Origin of the sequence: Halomonas sp. PR-M31, assembly GCF_001039575.1 — a bacterium.
Taxonomy (GTDB): domain Bacteria; phylum Pseudomonadota; class Gammaproteobacteria; order Pseudomonadales; family Halomonadaceae; genus Modicisalibacter.
In genome coordinates this window covers 41,729-57,810 of record NZ_JIBT01000005.1, presented here as the reverse complement: position 1 = coordinate 57,810, position 16,082 = coordinate 41,729, and the positions used below count along the sequence as shown (strand labels likewise).

18 protein-coding genes are annotated in these 16,082 nt (G+C 57.5%); 7 read left to right on the top strand and 11 right to left on the bottom strand.

Annotation, left to right across the window (positions count from 1 at the left end):
- Positions 1 to 76: 76 nt before the first annotated feature.
- The 5 genes from CH74_RS02375 to CH74_RS02355 form a co-directional block, all read right to left on the bottom strand.
- Positions 77 to 451: a translation initiation factor Sui1 gene (locus CH74_RS02375; protein ID WP_048305866.1), complete on the bottom strand. Its 375-nt coding sequence runs from the start codon at positions 449 to 451 to the stop codon at positions 77 to 79.
- A gap of 84 nt (positions 452 to 535) precedes the next feature.
- Positions 536 to 1,213, bottom strand: a complete 678-nt coding sequence (locus tag CH74_RS02370) for an HAD family phosphatase (protein WP_048305865.1) — start codon at positions 1,211 to 1,213, stop codon at positions 536 to 538.
- A 281-nt stretch (positions 1,214 to 1,494) separates the two neighbouring features.
- The gene (locus CH74_RS02365) at positions 1,495 to 1,719 is read right to left on the bottom strand and encodes a DUF378 domain-containing protein (protein ID WP_048305864.1); all 225 of its coding nucleotides are present in this window, start codon (positions 1,717 to 1,719) and stop codon (positions 1,495 to 1,497) included.
- Positions 1,720 to 1,860: 141 nt separating this feature from the next.
- A complete protein-coding gene (locus CH74_RS02360) occupies positions 1,861 to 2,352 on the bottom strand; it encodes a hypothetical protein (RefSeq protein WP_048305863.1) in 492 nt (163 codons plus the stop codon).
- A gap of 73 nt (positions 2,353 to 2,425) precedes the next feature.
- A complete protein-coding gene (locus tag CH74_RS02355; RefSeq protein WP_367379074.1) occupies positions 2,426 to 2,827 on the bottom strand; it encodes a hypothetical protein in 402 nt (133 codons plus the stop codon).
- A gap of 224 nt (positions 2,828 to 3,051) precedes the next feature.
- On the opposite strand from CH74_RS02355, the gene CH74_RS02350 reads away from it, so the two are divergent.
- Both CH74_RS02350 and CH74_RS02345 read left to right on the top strand, forming a co-directional pair.
- Positions 3,052 to 3,330: a DUF4235 domain-containing protein gene (locus CH74_RS02350; protein WP_053070598.1), complete on the top strand. Its 279-nt coding sequence runs from the start codon at positions 3,052 to 3,054 to the stop codon at positions 3,328 to 3,330.
- Between the two features lie 152 nt (positions 3,331 to 3,482).
- The gene (locus tag CH74_RS02345; protein WP_082140256.1) at positions 3,483 to 3,905 is read left to right on the top strand and encodes a YkvA family protein; all 423 of its coding nucleotides are present in this window, start codon (positions 3,483 to 3,485) and stop codon (positions 3,903 to 3,905) included.
- 33 nt (positions 3,906 to 3,938) lie between these two features.
- Here CH74_RS02345 and CH74_RS02340 read toward each other — a convergent pair whose 3' ends face one another.
- The 3 genes from CH74_RS02340 to CH74_RS02330 form a co-directional block, all read right to left on the bottom strand.
- Positions 3,939 to 5,105, bottom strand: a complete 1,167-nt coding sequence (locus tag CH74_RS02340) for a phosphoglycerate kinase (RefSeq protein WP_048305860.1) — start codon at positions 5,103 to 5,105, stop codon at positions 3,939 to 3,941.
- A 64-nt stretch (positions 5,106 to 5,169) separates the two neighbouring features.
- Entirely contained in the window at positions 5,170 to 6,189 is a 1,020-nt protein-coding gene (locus CH74_RS02335; RefSeq protein ID WP_048305859.1) for a type I glyceraldehyde-3-phosphate dehydrogenase, read from the bottom strand.
- Positions 6,190 to 6,332: 143 nt separating this feature from the next.
- Positions 6,333 to 7,310 carry an MDR family oxidoreductase gene (locus CH74_RS02330; RefSeq protein WP_048305858.1) on the bottom strand — a complete coding sequence of 326 codons (978 nt, stop codon included), beginning with the start codon at positions 7,308 to 7,310 and terminating at the stop codon, positions 6,333 to 6,335.
- Between the two features lie 146 nt (positions 7,311 to 7,456).
- On the opposite strand from CH74_RS02330, the gene CH74_RS02325 reads away from it, so the two are divergent.
- Positions 7,457 to 7,828: a diacylglycerol kinase gene (locus tag CH74_RS02325; protein WP_048305857.1), complete on the top strand. Its 372-nt coding sequence runs from the start codon at positions 7,457 to 7,459 to the stop codon at positions 7,826 to 7,828.
- Here CH74_RS02325 and CH74_RS02320 read toward each other — a convergent pair.
- Genes CH74_RS02320 through CH74_RS02310 form a run of 3 tightly spaced genes read right to left on the bottom strand, consistent with a single transcriptional unit; the run spans position 7,825 to position 10,543 of the window.
- Positions 7,825 to 8,442, bottom strand: coding sequence for an NTP transferase domain-containing protein (locus tag CH74_RS02320; RefSeq protein WP_048305856.1), 618 nt, complete (start codon positions 8,440 to 8,442; stop codon positions 7,825 to 7,827). The two genes, CH74_RS02325 and CH74_RS02320, sit on opposite strands and share 4 nt — an antisense overlap.
- A complete protein-coding gene (locus CH74_RS02315) occupies positions 8,432 to 9,403 on the bottom strand; it encodes an XdhC family protein (RefSeq protein ID WP_048305855.1) in 972 nt (323 codons plus the stop codon). The genes CH74_RS02320 and CH74_RS02315 overlap by 11 nt, the downstream gene beginning before the upstream one ends.
- A 60-nt stretch (positions 9,404 to 9,463) precedes the next feature.
- Entirely contained in the window at positions 9,464 to 10,543 is a 1,080-nt protein-coding gene (locus CH74_RS02310) for an alpha/beta fold hydrolase (protein ID WP_048305854.1), read from the bottom strand.
- Positions 10,544 to 10,682: 139 nt separating this feature from the next.
- Between CH74_RS02310 and glnE the strand changes: the two genes are divergently transcribed.
- The 4 genes from glnE to CH74_RS02290 all read left to right on the top strand — a co-directional run bounded on the left by glnE (position 10,683) and on the right by CH74_RS02290 (position 16,082).
- Positions 10,683 to 13,691 (top strand): bifunctional [glutamate--ammonia ligase]-adenylyl-L-tyrosine phosphorylase/[glutamate--ammonia-ligase] adenylyltransferase, encoded by a 3,009-nt coding sequence (gene glnE, locus CH74_RS02305; RefSeq protein ID WP_048305891.1) that lies wholly within the window; start codon positions 10,683 to 10,685, stop codon positions 13,689 to 13,691.
- A gap of 82 nt (positions 13,692 to 13,773) precedes the next feature.
- Positions 13,774 to 14,697 (top strand): branched-chain amino acid transaminase, encoded by a 924-nt coding sequence (locus CH74_RS02300; protein ID WP_048305853.1) that lies wholly within the window; start codon positions 13,774 to 13,776, stop codon positions 14,695 to 14,697.
- A 616-nt stretch (positions 14,698 to 15,313) separates the two neighbouring features.
- Positions 15,314 to 15,652, top strand: coding sequence for an urease subunit gamma (locus CH74_RS02295; RefSeq protein ID WP_048305852.1), 339 nt, complete (start codon positions 15,314 to 15,316; stop codon positions 15,650 to 15,652).
- Between the two features lie 64 nt (positions 15,653 to 15,716).
- Positions 15,717 to 16,082, top strand: a complete 366-nt coding sequence (locus tag CH74_RS02290) for an urease subunit beta (protein ID WP_048305851.1) — start codon at positions 15,717 to 15,719, stop codon at positions 16,080 to 16,082.

Here is a 16,082-nt window from a genome sequence, read left to right as displayed (position 1 = left end):
ATGAACGTTCAAATGGACCTACCCAGCGTGATAGCCAGAGAGCCTGCTGACAAGGGGAGACGCTTTTTTGATTCGACTAGCCGCCGGCCAGTTTGACGGTATATCCGCGTGTTTCTAATGCTTCTTTAAGGGTCTGACGATGGTCGCCCTGAATTTCGATGACGTCGTCCTTGACCGCGCCGCCTGTGCCACAGCGTTTCTTGAGTTCCTTGGCCAGCGTCTTGAGCTCGGCTTGGGTGAGGGGTACGCCGCTGATGGTGGTGACGCCTTTGCCCTTGCGACCGCTGGTCTCGCGACGAATACGCACGATGCCGTCCAGTTTGGCCAGACGTTCGGCTTCGGCGCGATCGGCACATTCACATTCGGCGAGGGGGTTGCGACAAGCGGGGCAGGTATCACCATGTTCGGTGGAATAGACCAGACCGCGAAGTTGATCCTGAAGGGATGCCATGCTGTCTCCCGGCAAGTGAATACCGGGTCATGATACCCGACAGGTCAGGGCGCGGAAATTGCTTGGTCAGCCTGAAGAAAATTCCTATAGCGCCAAAGCTTCCTGATGGACCAGGCGACTCACGACGGTCGGCAGCTGGTGCATGTTGCTGATCATGATGGCGCCCTGAGGCGTGGTTTCAACATCCGAGAAGCGATTCAAGTGGATGACCGGGATCCCCGCCGCCAACGCCGAGCGCACACCAACGATGGAGTCGTCGATGACCAGGCACTCCCGGGCCTTGAATCCCATGCTGTGGGCGGCATGAAGATAGAGGCCGGGATCGGGCTTCCAGCAGTTGGCGGTATAGGCACTGAATAAATGATCGTTGAAGTAGTCGCTCAAATCCGTGGAGGCAAGGCAGGTACGAATCTTGGTTTCCGGACCGTTGGATACTACAGCCCGTGGGTAATCCGAAAGAGTGTCAAGGGCTTCGTGCACTCCTGGCAAGCATTTGAGCTCGTGAACGAGCCGCTCAGCAAGACGCGCTCGCATGCCGGCTTCCGTCTCTTTTAGCGAGGTTGCGTCGATCCGGCCATGGCGTTTTTGCAACTCGGCGACGATGTTGCGAAAGCGCGCCCCGCGAAACTCACCAATGTAGTCGTCTGTCGAAAAGGGTAGACCGATAGCGGTAAGGCTGGTCGCCATTTCATCCGCCAGTAGGGGTTCGCTGTCCACCAACGTTCCATCGCAATCAAAAAGAAGACAAAGGGGCCGTGACATACGCTGGTCTCTCGCATTCGTTGAGCTTTCTAAGCCATTGTTACTGTTATCGGCTAAAGACGCATCGGGTTGAGAGCAAATTTCATACTTTTTGAACACTGTTTTCGAACAGTGTAGCAAAACCCTGAGGCCATGAACGAATACGATCTTTGAAAACGGTGCTTTCGAGTAGAAATTATTTACGAGGTAGCGTAGCGAATAATGGTCTAAAACGTTTCTATCGAAAATCGGCTATAAAAAAGCCGCCTTTGAAGGCGGCTTGGCTCTGAACAGTGTACGAGTCAATGGGTAGAGCGATGGTTACTTGCGCTACCGGTTAATTTGGGAATGAACGTCAGCGCATACAGGGCGCAAATACCGACGATGACGTAAACGATGCGTGCCAGGATAGCAGTTTGTCCACCGAAGATGGCAGCAACCAGATCAAACTGAAACAGTCCCACCAGCAACCAGTTAACTCCGCCTATGATAAGCAATATCAAAACAACCGTATTGAGTCCTTTCATGTCTCAATCCTTCAGTTAACGCATGGATAAAATTGATCACACTCTTAGGTGTAGTCTAAGTACAAGGTTCGTACAAATTTATTTTGTAACAAATTTAAAAAAATACGTTAGAAAAGAGAGACCGGTCAAATGGGCGTCAACTTATTGGTCATTGGCTTCCTTGGCCTGAGTGCGCTCACCATGAGGCACTTTTTTGCCCTGTGGAGACACCAGAAACCATTTTCCTCCCAGGTGTTTGACGTCTTGACCCAGCGCATCGGTAGGTTGATTGTCGCCGCTGAAATAATATAGCGGCCAGCCGTCATAGGTAACCTGCCTGCTGCCGTCTTCACGCTCAATGGTGTCGAGTTTGCTTGAATCGATACCTTCACCCAGCTGAAGGTCACCTCGAACCGTATAGGGTGGCCAGGTATTCAAGCACTCATCCACGCAGGTGCTGGCATTTCCGGGTTCGTCTTGGGAGAACAGGTATAGGCTGCGTTTTTGCCGATCGGTAAGATAGCGCCCATAGGGGGCCTGCTCGTTGATCTGGAGCAGGGAGTCTTGTTCCGCGCTATGTACAAAGCCAGGAAGCAGCGTTGCTGCTCCAGCCAGTAACGCGGTCAACAGCATGGTCTTGTTTGCTTGGCGCATGTAACGATTCCTCGGTAAGACATACATTTACCTTAGTCCTATCCATGCGCTTTGCTAGCAATAAGGCGTTATCTCAACGAGAAAGCCGGCGAGAGTTGGCGGTGGTGCGGCGATGCAGCGGCTTCATCGCGCGACGGCTGGTGACCCACCAAGGCGCATACTGACCGGAAAACATATTGAGCATGGCCTTGTTCATTACAGTGGCGACTTCCATGCTGGCATCGAGCTTCTCGCTCACCATGCGCTGATTTTCTTTCATCATCTTCGGGCTGGTGGGCATTTGGGTATACCAAAGACTATTGCGCATGGCGATGGTGGAAAGAGAGGTTGTCCACAGTTCAAACGCCATCACACCAACCTTCCACACATCGAACATGGCGGCAGGAGTAAAAGGAACAAGCGAAGTAATATCGTTGGAGCGTGTCATAAAAGAGACCTGTCGGGGGTTGGAATCAGCATAGCGGAGGTAAAGCATTCTTACCTGCTTTGTTGCAGCGCAATATAACAGCTTTGCTGGTGCCATGCGAATAACAAAAGGGGTTTTGAAAGCGCTCAGCGTGACTTCTGAGTCATAAGTTAACTCATGCTATGTAGCTGTATTAAGGATAACGAGTCTTGTCACCCCTAGGGGGTGGATTTTGCATGGGTTCAAATACAATATTGAAACGAAACACGATTATCGTCGGTAAAGGAGCGCGTATGAAAAGTGAAACGATGTGGTCGCTGGTCAGCACCGGCGTGGCGGTGGTTGCCGGGGTCGCGGCACGCAACAGTGCGCGCAAGGCTTACGAGCACAAGATCGGCAAGCCGCCGCTGGATCCTTATGATCCCGATGTGAAATGGCGCCATGCGTTGCTATGGGGTGCCACTACCGGTGTCATGGTAGGTATGGCACGAATCATAGGTCGCCGGGCCGGCAGCGAAGCCATACGTCGTGCCCGCGGCTATCGTCATGCGCGTAAGCAGCTGGAGCGCTGATGATCCATTTGATTGGCCCTGCTAACCGGCCGGCCGCGTTTTGATCCGTTAAGGGCTATCTTATGAAGGATAGGGAACTGATTCAGGAAGAATCGGTTCAAAAGGAGCTGATTCAAGTAGGGCTGTTTTTAACAGTGCAATGAGAGGAGCCCATGGAACAGAAATTACTGACGCATGATGCCAAGTCGCGCAAGCACAAGCTTCCTGTGCTCGTGGATGAAGACAACGTGCAATACGATACTCTTGAGAACAAGTCGCAGTATTCCGATGAAGCCTTTTGGAACAAGGTATCGCGCTATGCCAAAAAGGCGGGAAAGACGACTCTTGAGCCCGGTCTGAAGCTTTACTACTCCGCCCAGGACCCGGACACGCCGGTATGGGCAAAAACCACCATTTACGGCGCGCTTGGCTACTTCATCTTTCCGCTGGATACCATTCCCGATGTGACACCTTTTGTCGGTTACACGGATGATGTCTCGGTGCTGGTCGGGGCCCTGGCCGTAGTGGCTGCTCACATCAAGAAAGAGCACACAAGCAAGGCTCGCGCCGTATTGAAGCGCTGGTTTGGGGAGTGATATTTGCCGGACCGCCAGGCCCGGCATGCGCCATTACTTCTTGGCGGCTTTTTCCAGTGCGGTGACGGCGGGTAGCTGCTTGCCTTCGACATATTCCAGGAAGGCGCCCCCCCCGGTGGAAATGTAGGATACCTGATCTTCGATACCGTACTTGTCGATCGCCGCCAGGGTGTCGCCACCGCCGGCAATGGAAAAGGCGCTGCTTGCAGCGATGGCTTTGGAGAGAGTCTCGGTGCCCTGACCGAACTGGTCGATCTCGAATACGCCGACGGGGCCATTCCACAAGATCGTGCCTGCCTCCTTGAGCAAGGAAGCAAAGTGCTCGGCGGTTGCCGGGCCAATATCCAGTATCATCTCGTCATCGGCAACCTGCTGCACCCCTTTGACCGTTGCCTCCGCATTTTCGGAGAATTCCTTGGCGACCACGACGTCCGTGGGCAAAGGGATATCGACTCTTTCCATTAACGCCGACGCCTGATCGACCAGGTCCGCCTCATGCAATGACTTGCCCACCTTGTAGCCTGCAGCGGCGATAAAGGTGTTGGCGATACCGCCCCCAACGATCAGCTGATCGCATTTCTCTGAAAGCGCATTGAGTACTTCAAGCTTGGTGGAAACCTTGGAGCCGCCGACGATGGCAATCATTGGCCGCTTGGGTTTAGCCAATGCCTTTTCCAGCGCCTCGAGTTCGCGCGCCAGCAGCGGACCAGCGCAGGCCTGGGGGGCGAAACGAGCCACGCCATGGGTGGAGGCCTGGGCGCGATGGGCGGTGCCGAACGCATCCATCACGAAAACATCGCACAGCTTGGCATAGGCCTTGGACAGCGCCTCATCGTCTTTTTTCTCGCCGGTGTTGAAGCGTACATTCTCCAGCAGCACGACCTCGCCTTCGGCCACCTCGACATTGCCCTTCAGATAGTTCTTCTCCAGACGCACCGGCTTGCCCAGCAGTTCACTCAGGTGATCCGCCACCGGCGCCAGCGAAAACTCATCGGCGGGTTCGCCCTCGGTAGGTCGGCCCAGATGACTCATCAGCAGCACCTTGGCGCCTGCATCCAGGGCCGCCTGAATGGTCGGCAAACAGGCACGAATACGGGCATCGCTGGTCACGCGTCCTTGCTTGACCGGCACGTTGAGATCCTCCCGGATCAGTACTCGCTTGCCTGCAAGGTTCAGCTCGGTCATCTTGTGCACGTTCATGGGGCAGCTTCCTCCTGGTGATTGCTCGTCGTGGTGAATAAATAACGGGTGAGCCGGTACGGCTTCAGTATGACTTCAAGGCGGCGATGCGCTCGGCAATATCGAGCATGCGATTGGCAAAGCCCCATTCGTTGTCGAACCAGCTCAGCATCTTGATCAGATGACCGCCGGCTACCCGGGTCTGAGTGGCATCCACGATACCCGAGCGCGGGTCGTGGTTGAAGTCAACGGAAGCCATGGGCTCTTCGGTATAGCCCAAAAGCCCTTTCAGACGGCTCTCGCTGGCTTCACGTAGCAAGGCGTTGACCTTTGATGCCGAGGTCTCGCTGCGCACGCAGATCGCCATGTCCATGGCGGAGACGTTGATTGTCGGTACCCGCATATGCAGGCACTCGAAGCGACCGGCAAGCGCCGGCATCAGACGCTCGATACCCCGAGCCAAGCCGGTATCCACGGGCACGATCGAATGCATGGCGGAGCGGGTCAGACGCAGGCTGGTCTTGTTATAGGCATCGATCACTGGCTGATCGTTCATCGCTGAATGGATGGTAGTAGTTACCCCATGTTCGATGCCCAGGGCCTCGTCGAGCACCGTGAGAATCGGAATCAGGCAGTTGGTGGTGCAAGAAGCCGCAGAGAGGATGCGCATCTCGGGCTGAAGGTCGTTTTCATTGATGCCGCCGACCAGGGTGAGATCCATATCGGCTTCCGCAGGCTGAGAAAACAGCAGCCGCTTGGCACCGGCATCGAGATGTTGCTGTGCGGTAGCGCGATCCTTGAAGCTGCCGGAGCACTCCACGACCAGGTCGATCTCCAGTTCACGCCAGGGCAGGTGCGCGGGATCAGGTTCGGAGACGACGCTGATGGATTGGCCATTGATGATGAGTCGTCCTTCCCGGGTATCGACCTCGCCCGGGAAGCGGCCATGAGTGGTGTCGTAGCGGGTCAGATAGGCGATGGTCTCCAGATCGGACAGCTCGTTGATCGCCACGACCTGCAGGTTGGCGTTGTTGCGCTCGATAAGGGCGCGCAATACACACTGACCGATGCGACCGTAGCCGTTGATGGCGATGCGAAGGGGCATGAGCGATGGCTCGACGAATCATGAATGAGCGGGCCACCATCTTAGCGCAACCCGGAACAATGTCATAAAGCGTCGTACTACAGCGTGGCTATCAAATAAAGCTCGCAAGTAAGACCAGTAAGTAAGACCCGCAAGCGTGGCTATCACCTCTGTTGAGGATTGATCAGCACCCGGCCATAGGTCTTGCCCGCCAGCATGGCCTCTGCCTGCTCCACCACCTGATCGAAACCGATTTCCTCGGTTTGCATGCGCGTGAAGAGATCTCTGGGCAGTGATGCCAGCCGCTGCCAGGCCGCCTGGCGCTGCTCGAAGGGCGCCATGACGCTTTCCACCCCAAGCAACGACACGCCTCGCAGAATGAACGGCATTACCGTTGTCGGCAGATCCGTGCCGCCGGCCAAGCCCACCGCCGCGACCCGGCCCTGATAGTTCATGCGGGCCAGTACGCCCGCCAGCATCTGACCGCCGACGGTATCCACGGCAGCGTCCCAACGGCCTTTTTCCAAAGGGCGGGTGTCGCCATCGAGCTCACTGCGTGGCACGATCTGACTGGCGCCGAGCTCTTCCAACCAATGATGCTGCTCCGCCTTGCCGGTGACGGCTTCCACGTCGTAGCCAAGCTGGGCCAGCATCTGCACTGCCCAGCTACCCACGCCGCCGGTAGCCCCGGTCACCAACACCTTGCCGCCCGCCGCGAGACCGGCCTGCTCGAGTTGAATCACACTGAGCATGGCGGTCAGGCCTGCAGTACCGAGCAGCATGGCGTCCCGGGTTGACAGGTCGTCGGGGCAGGGCACCAGCCAGTCCGCATCGACGTTCATGGTCTCTGCAAAGCCGCCCCAGTGGCGCTCGCCCACCCCCCAACCGGTAAGAATCACCTTGTCGCCGGCAGCATAGTGATCACTGCGTGATTCCCGCACGGTGCCGGCAAAATCGATGCCCGGTACGAAAGGGTAGTCCCGCACGATCTTGCCCTTGCCGGTCACGGCGAGCGCATCCTTGTAGTTCAGGTCCGAGTAGTCGATATCGACGCTGACCGAACGCTCGGGAAGATCATTGGCGTCGATCTCCTCGATCTGACAGCGAGGTTCTTGGTCTCTTAGCATTACGACGCGGGCCATGAGGTTCTCCTGCAATAGGGAAAGTATTCTTACAGGCTAGTTCGGCAGCGCTGGTAACGACAATCCTGGGGCTGAATTATATGGCCGAATTGAATGGCCAAATTAGATAGACTAGGCGCCCACATTCAATCGCATGGATCCGCAAGATGAAATCGAGCGCGACTGGCTGGCGCCATCTGGTGAACTCGACACGCTATTCCTTCATGGGCCTCAAGGCCGCCACCCTGCACGAAGCGGCTTTCCGTCAGGAGCTGGTGCTGTGCGCCGTATTCTTGCCCTTTGCTTTTTGGGTCGGGCAAACCCCTGTTGAGTGGATACTGCTGATCAGCAGCTGCTTTCTGGTGCTGATCGTCGAGCTGCTCAACAGCGCCGTGGAAACCGCCATCGACCGCATCGGCTCGGAGCATCACGTGCTATCCGGGCGGGCCAAGGACATCGGCTCCGCGGCGGTCATGCTGTCATTGATCATGGCCGGCGTGACCTGGGGGTTGCTGCTGTGGCAGCGGCTTGCCGGTTAGTTCAGGTCCAGCGGTACATCCACGTCGCGATGTATGCCCGGGTCGTCCACCTCGACGACCCTGCAGCTTGAAGCATGCTGCTTGAGTATCTCCCGGGCACCGGTGTCGCCGCTCAAAAGACTTAGCGCTGGCCAGAAGGTGCGGCCGAACAGCACCGGATGACCGGAGCGGCCCTTGTAGCGTGGCTCTTGATGACGGGGCAGTAGGATGCGCTCGGCTTGGGCATGATTTATTAACGTCCGGCAAGTATGCGGCGACACCCAGGGCATGTCCCCTAACATTACTGCGGCGGCGTCTGCATCACGAGCACTGGCCTGGATTTGCAGCACGGAGAACGCCGCACCCAGGCTAGTGCCCAGGCCGATATCGCTGTCTGGGGCGTGTATTACGCGCACATGGGGATCGAGGCCCAGCTCCCGGGGGTTGTCTTGCTGGCGTAGAACCACCCAGGTGGCCTCGAAGTTCGCCTTTGCCAGATCCAGAGTGGCCTGCAGCAGGGATCGACTGTTTCTAAGCCGGGCTCGGCGCTTGTCCCTGCCAAAGCGACGAGACAGCCCTGCGGCCATCACCAACGCGACGACACGCGGTTTGCTGCGGCCTTCCTCACAAGGCATCGCGTGCTCGCCCACGTTGAACTCGCAGAATATCCGCCATGACTGCCAAGGCGATCTCCGCTGGAGTCTTGCTACCCAGGGCCAGGCCGATGGGCATGCGAATACGAGCAATCTCCTCGTCGTTCAGCCCACCGGAGCGTTGCAGGCGCTCGGCGCGCTGTTCTGACGTACGCTGTGATCCCATCACGCCGATATAGAACGCCGGGGTGCGCACGGCTTCGATCATGGCCAGATCGTCGATACGCGGATCATGGGTCAAGGCCACTACAGCGGTGGCGGCATGGCTGGCCCCGGAGGCGATGAACAGCGACGGCAGCACCGCTTGAACCTCTACGCCGGGCACGTTGAACGTCGCACGAGCCTCGTCTCGCGGATCACAGACGATGACCTCGAACCCCAGGGTGCGGGCAAACTCGGCGCAGGCGGCAGAAACCGGGGAAATGCCCGCAATGATCAATCGCAGCGCCGGACCGATCCGTATCCGCACGCTGTCTGTATTCCGTTCCACCTGTGGCCCCTGGGCGTCGCCCTCGGCAAAGCTGATTCGACCGTCTTTGAGATTCACTTGGCGAATCAGTGCGCGCTGACCGAGCAGTGCTGCCTGCAGCACTTCAAGATGAATCAGGGTAGGAGGGCTGGGCTGCAGGCGCTCCACCAGCACCTCGAGACTGCCGCCGCAGGGCAGCGTTACTCGAGGATGATCGATACCGCCATCGCCATAGCGAACCAGCGTTACCGGCTTGTCGAAGGCGCCTTCCTGCAAACGCGCCAGAAAGTCTTCCTCGACACAGCCCCCGGAAAGAGAGCCGACATGTTCACCCTTGGCCCGGGCGACCAGGAGCGATCCGGGTTCCCGGGGCGAGGAGCCGAAGGTCGCCAGCACGGTACACAGCCACACCGGCTCGCCGGCGTTGGCCCAACGCAGAGCGAATTCGATTACTTGCAAATCCAGATGGTGCATGTACCGCTTTCTCCTTGATTTGTTTCTCGACTTGTCCTTAGTCATGAGACGAAAGCTGGATCATTCTGCTTTTTGCCAGGCACAGTTGCCGAAGAACTCCTTGTCTTTTACAGCGGTGTTGGCCACCAGCCGGGTCTCCCCGTCGCGACAAACCACTGAGTAGTCGCCGAGCCCGGCAATATCGGCAAGAACCTGATCCCAGTGACGATACTGAACCGTATGTCCCTGGCCCGGATAGACCGTGGCCCGGGCGATGTTCGGTAGCGCCGATTTCCATTTCTCTATATTTTCGACCGGTACCGTCTCGTCCTCTTTGCCCCAGTAAAGATAGGTGGGAGCGGTGATTCGTGAAGCGTCAACGACGGCATCTTCCGAGCAAGGGAGCCTGTATTCAACCGCCAGCGCGGACGGGTCACCCATCTGACCGTTGACATAAAACGATCGCGTTGCATCACCATAGGCCTCGGTTTGCCAGCCTGGAACCACCAGCACGGGTGAGCCGCGCACACCCCACCAGTCTTTTGGATGATGGGTATATTGGATCAGCTTTACCTTCGTCTCCTCAAACGACGCGCTGCACTCCGGCTCGTCTCGGGTCGGCAGAGTGGTGGTGACAGCGGCTGTTGCGTGAAGAGACAGCACCCGTTCAGGTACCGCAGCCGCCAGATGCGCGGCATAGGCACCGCCACCTGAAATCGCGACGATGGCGAATTTTCCGACATTCAGATGATCCAGAACCGCTAGTACCTCTTTTGTGTAGTCGGCATAGCCGCGATCGACATCTAGCGGCGACTCGCCAAATCCGTTGCGCTCGATGGAGATCATTCGTAGCCCCAGTGCCTGGCGGGTCGAGCGATTGAATTCGGTCAGCTGGAAGGCCGCAAGGCTGGTTCCTTGCCCGCCGATAAAGACCACTGGACGATCTTCAGCGCGGCCTTCATCGATATAATAGGTCGGTCGGCCTTCGACGTTAATGCTGTGCACTTCGGCGCCAATATGATCAAAGCCGCTTGTCAGCTCGATCGTGGCCGGGTCCTTGACAGGGGGCGCGCCGCCGCTTTCGCTCTGGGCATATCCCGGCACTGCGGCTCCCATCAGACAGGACGCAGCGACCAGCGTCGTTTTTTCGAAGATGTTCATCAATGATCCTTTTGGTTTCGATGAAAGGCAGCGCTATAAAAATACTCGGTTCTCTTCTGCCGTGGTACGCCCTTCGCTATGCTGGGACTATTCGAACTGCCTCTCCCACATTTCCATTTGTTATAGCGACGAGACTTTCATGGCACTGCCCGACGATTTTCTACCGCTGACGAACATTCCCGGCTCGCTGCGGGAGTCGTTAGGCAAGGCGAAAGAGCGTCTGGATGAGGCGCTGACCCAGGCAGATAATCTGGCCGAGCTCAAAAAGATGGAGCGCCCAAGCGATACCTGGCAGGCCTTGTCGCAAACTCGGCGAGAGCAGCTGGTCCGGGTGCTGGCCTGCTCGACCTTTGCGGGAGATACGCTGGCGCGATACCCCGACTGGCTGGCATTCCTGGAGGCGGAAGGGGAGCTCGACGCAGCGCTGGACGAGGCGGCGCTGACTCAAGTGCTCACCGACGCGCTCGATAGCGCAGAGGACGAGGCGCAGATGCAGGCGGCGCTGCGGCGCTTTCGCCGGGCCCGCATGCTGGGCATCATCTGGCGTGATCTCAATCCGCCAAGCGGCTATGGCATGTGGGATACCGCCGCCAGCGTCTCGCGCCTGGCAGAGATATGTCTCGAAGGCGCACTTGTCTGGCTCGAGGCGCATTTCGCGCCGCGTTGGGGGGTGCCGGCGCCGCGGGAGGATGGTTCGCCCCAGCGTCTGGTCGTGCTGGGCATGGGCAAGCTGGGAGCGGGGGAGCTCAATCTCTCTTCGGATATCGATCTGATTTTTGCCTTTCCCGAAAAGGGCACGACGCAGGAGGGCAAGCGCGAATACGATCATCAGGAGTATTTCACTCGGCTGGGTCAGAAGCTGATTGCTGCCCTGGATGCGATTACCGCGGACGGCTTCGTCTTTCGGGTCGACATGCGCCTGCGCCCGCTTGGCGAGGGCGGTCCGCTGGTGGGCAGTTTCAACATGATGACCAGCTACTATCAGGATCAGGGCCGGGAGTGGGAGCGCTACGCCATGCTCAAGGCTCGGCCGGTTGCTGGCGATCTGGATGCCGGGGCGGAACTGCTGGCCCGGTTGCGACCCTTCATCTATCGCCGCTATCTGGATTTCGGCGCCATCGAATCCTTGCGCGAGATGAAGGCCTTGATCAATCGGGAGGTGCGGCGCAAGGAGATTCAAGACAATATCAAGCTGGGGCCTGGCGGTATTCGTGAAGTGGAGTTCGTGGTGCAGGTCTTTCAGTTGATTCGCGGCGGTCGCGATACCGAACTGCAGGTGCCGTCATTGAGAACGGCGCTGCAGCGCCTGCCGGAGCTGGAACTGCTGCCTCAAGTGGTGGTTGATGAGCTTGGCGAGGACTATGTCTTCTTGCGCAACCTCGAACATGCCCTGCAGGCTCAGGAGGATCGTCAGACCCAGACGCTACCCGAGGATTCACTGAACCGGGAGCGGCTGGCCCTGGCCATGAGCCACCCGGAGCAATCCTATGATGATTGGACTGCTCTGGATGCGCAGCTCAGGGAAGTGCGGGAACGCATTCGGCGGCATTTCGATGCGGTGATTGCCGACCCGGAAGAGGAAGCCGAGACACCCGTCGATGCCAGCGATAGTGACGATGAGATCCCTTTAGATGAATGGCGTGCTGCCTGGCGCGGTGAGCTTACCCAGGAAGAGAGTCATCGGTTGTTCGAAGGGACGGGGTTCGCCGCGCCGGAAGAGGCTTTGCGGCGGCTGAAGACGTTGCGCCAGTCCCGGGCCGTGCAGGGCATGCAGCGTATCGGACAGGAGCGTCTGGAGGCGCTGATGCCCTTGCTGCTGGCCGCCATCACCGACAGCGAGGCACCGGACACGGCCCTTGAGCGCACCCTGCCATTGATCGAGGCAGTATTGCGGCGCACTGCCTATCTGGCCCTGCTGCGTGAAAACCCCGATGCACTCAAGCACTTGATAGCGCTATGCACGGCGAGCCCCTGGATTGCCGAACAGCTGGCGCGTCATCCGGTGCTGCTCGATGAGCTATTGTCGCCGGATACGCTCTACTCCCCTGCGGACAAGGCGCGCCTGACCGATGAGCTGCGCCAGACCCTGGGGCGGGTGCCAGAGGAGGACGAGGAGGCGCAGCTCGAGGCGCTGCGTATCTTCAAGCATGCCCAGGTGCTGCATGTAGCCGCCTCGGACATCGCTGGCGCTCGTACGCTGATGAAGGTCAGCGACTATCTGACCTTCATTGCCGAGGTGGTGCTGGAACAGGTGCTGAGGATGGCCTGGCGCCACCTGACCCGCAAGCATGGCCTGCCGCAGCATCGGGATGGCGGTCAGCATTCTGAGCCGAATTTTCTGATCGTGGGCTACGGCAAGCTGGGGGGAATCGAGCTTGGCTATGGCTCGGATCTGGATCTGGTGTTCATTCACGACGCGGCGACCCAGGGCACCACCGACGGCAAGCGCGCCATCGACAATGGCGTGTTTTTTACTCGACTGGGGCAACGCATCATTCATCTGTTGACCGCCATCACCCCTGCCGGCGCACTCTATGACGTGGATATGCGCCTGCGCCCTTCGGGCAACTCGGGGCTCTTGGTGACCAGTCTCGAATCCTTTGCGGATTATCAGCGTAATCACGCCTGGACCTGGGAGCATCAGGCATTGGTACGCGCCCGAGTCGTTGCCGGTAGTTCTGAGCTGGCCGAGCGCTTCAGCGCGGTGCGCCGCGAAGTGTTGGGTCGCGAACGTGATCCGGAGGCGCTACGCCAGGAAGTCGTCAAGATGCGCCACAAGATGCGCGAGCATCTTGGCAGTAGCGCCAAACAGCGCGAGCAGGGCAAGTTCGATCTCAAGCACGATGCCGGTGGCATGATCGATATCGAATTCCTGAGTCAGTACGCGGTGCTCCTGCATGGATTTCAAACCCCGGATCTCTTGGCCTGGAGCGACAATGTTCGTATTCTGGAAACACTGGAATCGAGCGGCTGCATGCCGGATGAAGATGCGCGTCGGCTGCGCGAGGCATATCTGGCCTATCGTCACATTGGCCATCGTAATGCGCTGACCAAGAGCGGCACGCGGGTCGAGGCATCGGATTACCAGGAGTATCGCCAAGTGGTGGAAACACTCTGGCAGCGCTGGCTCGAGCCGGAAACGATCTGATTATTTTTACCCGGGATGTCTGCAGATGTCAGGATAACTGCAGAGCATCTTGCGACACGTTGAAAAACGAAGGATGCGTATTATGTCGATGGCTGACCGCGACGGTCTGATCTGGTTCGATGGCGAAATGGTGCCCTGGCGCGATGCCAAGGTGCATGTGCTGACCCATACCTTGCATTACGGCATGGGCTGTTTCGAGGGTGTGCGTGCTTACGACACTGAGCGAGGCACGGCGATTTTTCGCCTTAAGGAGCACACCAATCGCCTGTTCGACTCCGCCAAGATTCTGGGCATGGAGATGCCCTTCAGCAAGGAACAGATCAATGACGCCAGTCGCGCGGTGGTGCGCGAGAACGAGCTCAAGGAAGCCTATCTGCGGCCGATGGTCTTTTTTGGCTCCGAAGGCATGGGACTGCGGGCGGACAATCTCAAGACTCACGTCATCGTCGCCGCCTGGGAGTGGCCCTCCTACATGGCGCCGGAAGCACGGGAAATGGGCATCAAGGTGCAGACCTCATCCTTCACCCGCCATCACGTCAATGTCGCGGTGACCCGAGCCAAGGCCAACGGGCAATACATCAACTCCATGATGGCCCTGGCGGAGGCCCAGCGGGGCGGTTATGACGAAGCGTTATTGCTCGACCCTCAAGGCTACGTGGCCGAGGGTTCTGGCGAAAACCTGTTCGTGGTCAAGGACGGCATCATCTATACCCCGATGCTGACATCCTGTTTGAACGGCATTACCCGCAACACCGTATTGCATATGGCAGAGAAGCTGGGGTATGAGCTGCGGGAGAAGCTGATTACCCGGGACGAGGTCTACATCTGTGATGAAGCCTTCTTCACCGGCACCGCCGCGGAGGTACTGCCGATTCGTGAACTCGATGGCCGAACCATCGGCGAAGGGCGTCGCGGGCCGATCACAGAGAAGATTCAGTCGATGTACTTCGATCTGGTCAGCGGCAAACAGACGCTTGACGCAGAATGGCTGACCCCGGTGGCTTGAAGCGCTGTCTTACAGACATGAGCACCCTCTATGCAGGGTGCTTTTTCACATGAAAAACGCGCAAAAAAATGGGCTGCAGGTGCAGCCCAAGGTACGCAGGGAATTGAAGACCGGTCGATTGATCTGATCTGCCTTTCGGTATTTAACCGATTGACACATCGGATGAATCAGACCTGAACGAGACATGTCTCGCTGTCTGAAAGATATAGTGCGAATATGATGCCAGATTTTTAATTTTGTATATAAAACAGTTATTTAAAAAAACGAGTATGGTGAGGTAAGTGTTTCCGATATGGGAAAAGGCAGAAATCGTGCGCAATGTGTTGCTTTTTGGAGACTATCGCACGGTGTTTTATAATTAATTTATAGATAACAGCAACTTATAGTGTCTTAAAATAGATACAACTAGGAAAAAGTTGTACTTTTTAAGCCTCGCCGGGCTTTCCATTACGAATCGTTCATTTCGCAGCAATGCGTCAACCTCTTCATTGACGAACCTCCGATCCTCTGCTTTTTTATAAAGCGTTGATGCTGACGCTGTCGAAGTAGCGATGATTCACAGCATTGTGCCGCCGTTTACATCCCATACGACTGGAACGCTTCGAAGGAACGAACGATGAACCTGTCCCCCAGGGAAACTGAAAAACTCCAGATCTTTGTTATTGCCGATCTTGCCCGCCGACGCCGCGATCGTGGGCTGCTGTTGAACTATGTGGAAGCGGTGGCGCTCATCTCCGAAGCCATTCTCGAAGGTGCCCGTGATGGCAAGGATGTTCCCGAGGTCACGGAACTCAGCAAGCAGGTGGTCAAGCCCGAAGAGGTCATGGAGGGCGTAGCGGAAATGATCGATGTGGTGCAAACCGAGGCTACCTTCACCGATGGTACGAAGCTGGTCACGGTACATGGCCCCATCGGTGGTATCGAAGGTCAGGTAGCGCTGAAATCTTCCCACTGACGCTATTACGCTTTTTCACCTGTAGCTATTCATTGCCACTGTTTTCAAAGACAAGGAATCGGCCATGAAAACCCCGTTCATTTTCGCCAGCGACCCGGTCGAACTCAACGAAGGGCGTCCGGTCACCAAGTTGACCGTCAAGAATACCGGCGACCGCCCGGTCCAGGTAGGCTCGCACTATCACTTCTTCGAAGCCAATCGCATGCTCGATTTCGATCGCGAAAAAGCCTGGGGCCAACGTATGAACGCCCCTTCCGCGGCAACGGTGCGCTTCGAACCCGGCGACGAGAAGGACATCGAGCTGGTGCCCTATGTAGGCAAACGCATCGCCATGGGCTTCGCCGGACTGGTCAACGGTCCGCTGGATGAGGATGGTGCCAAGGAAGCAGCGCTCAAAAAGGCGCAACAACAAGGATTCAAGGGAGCCTGA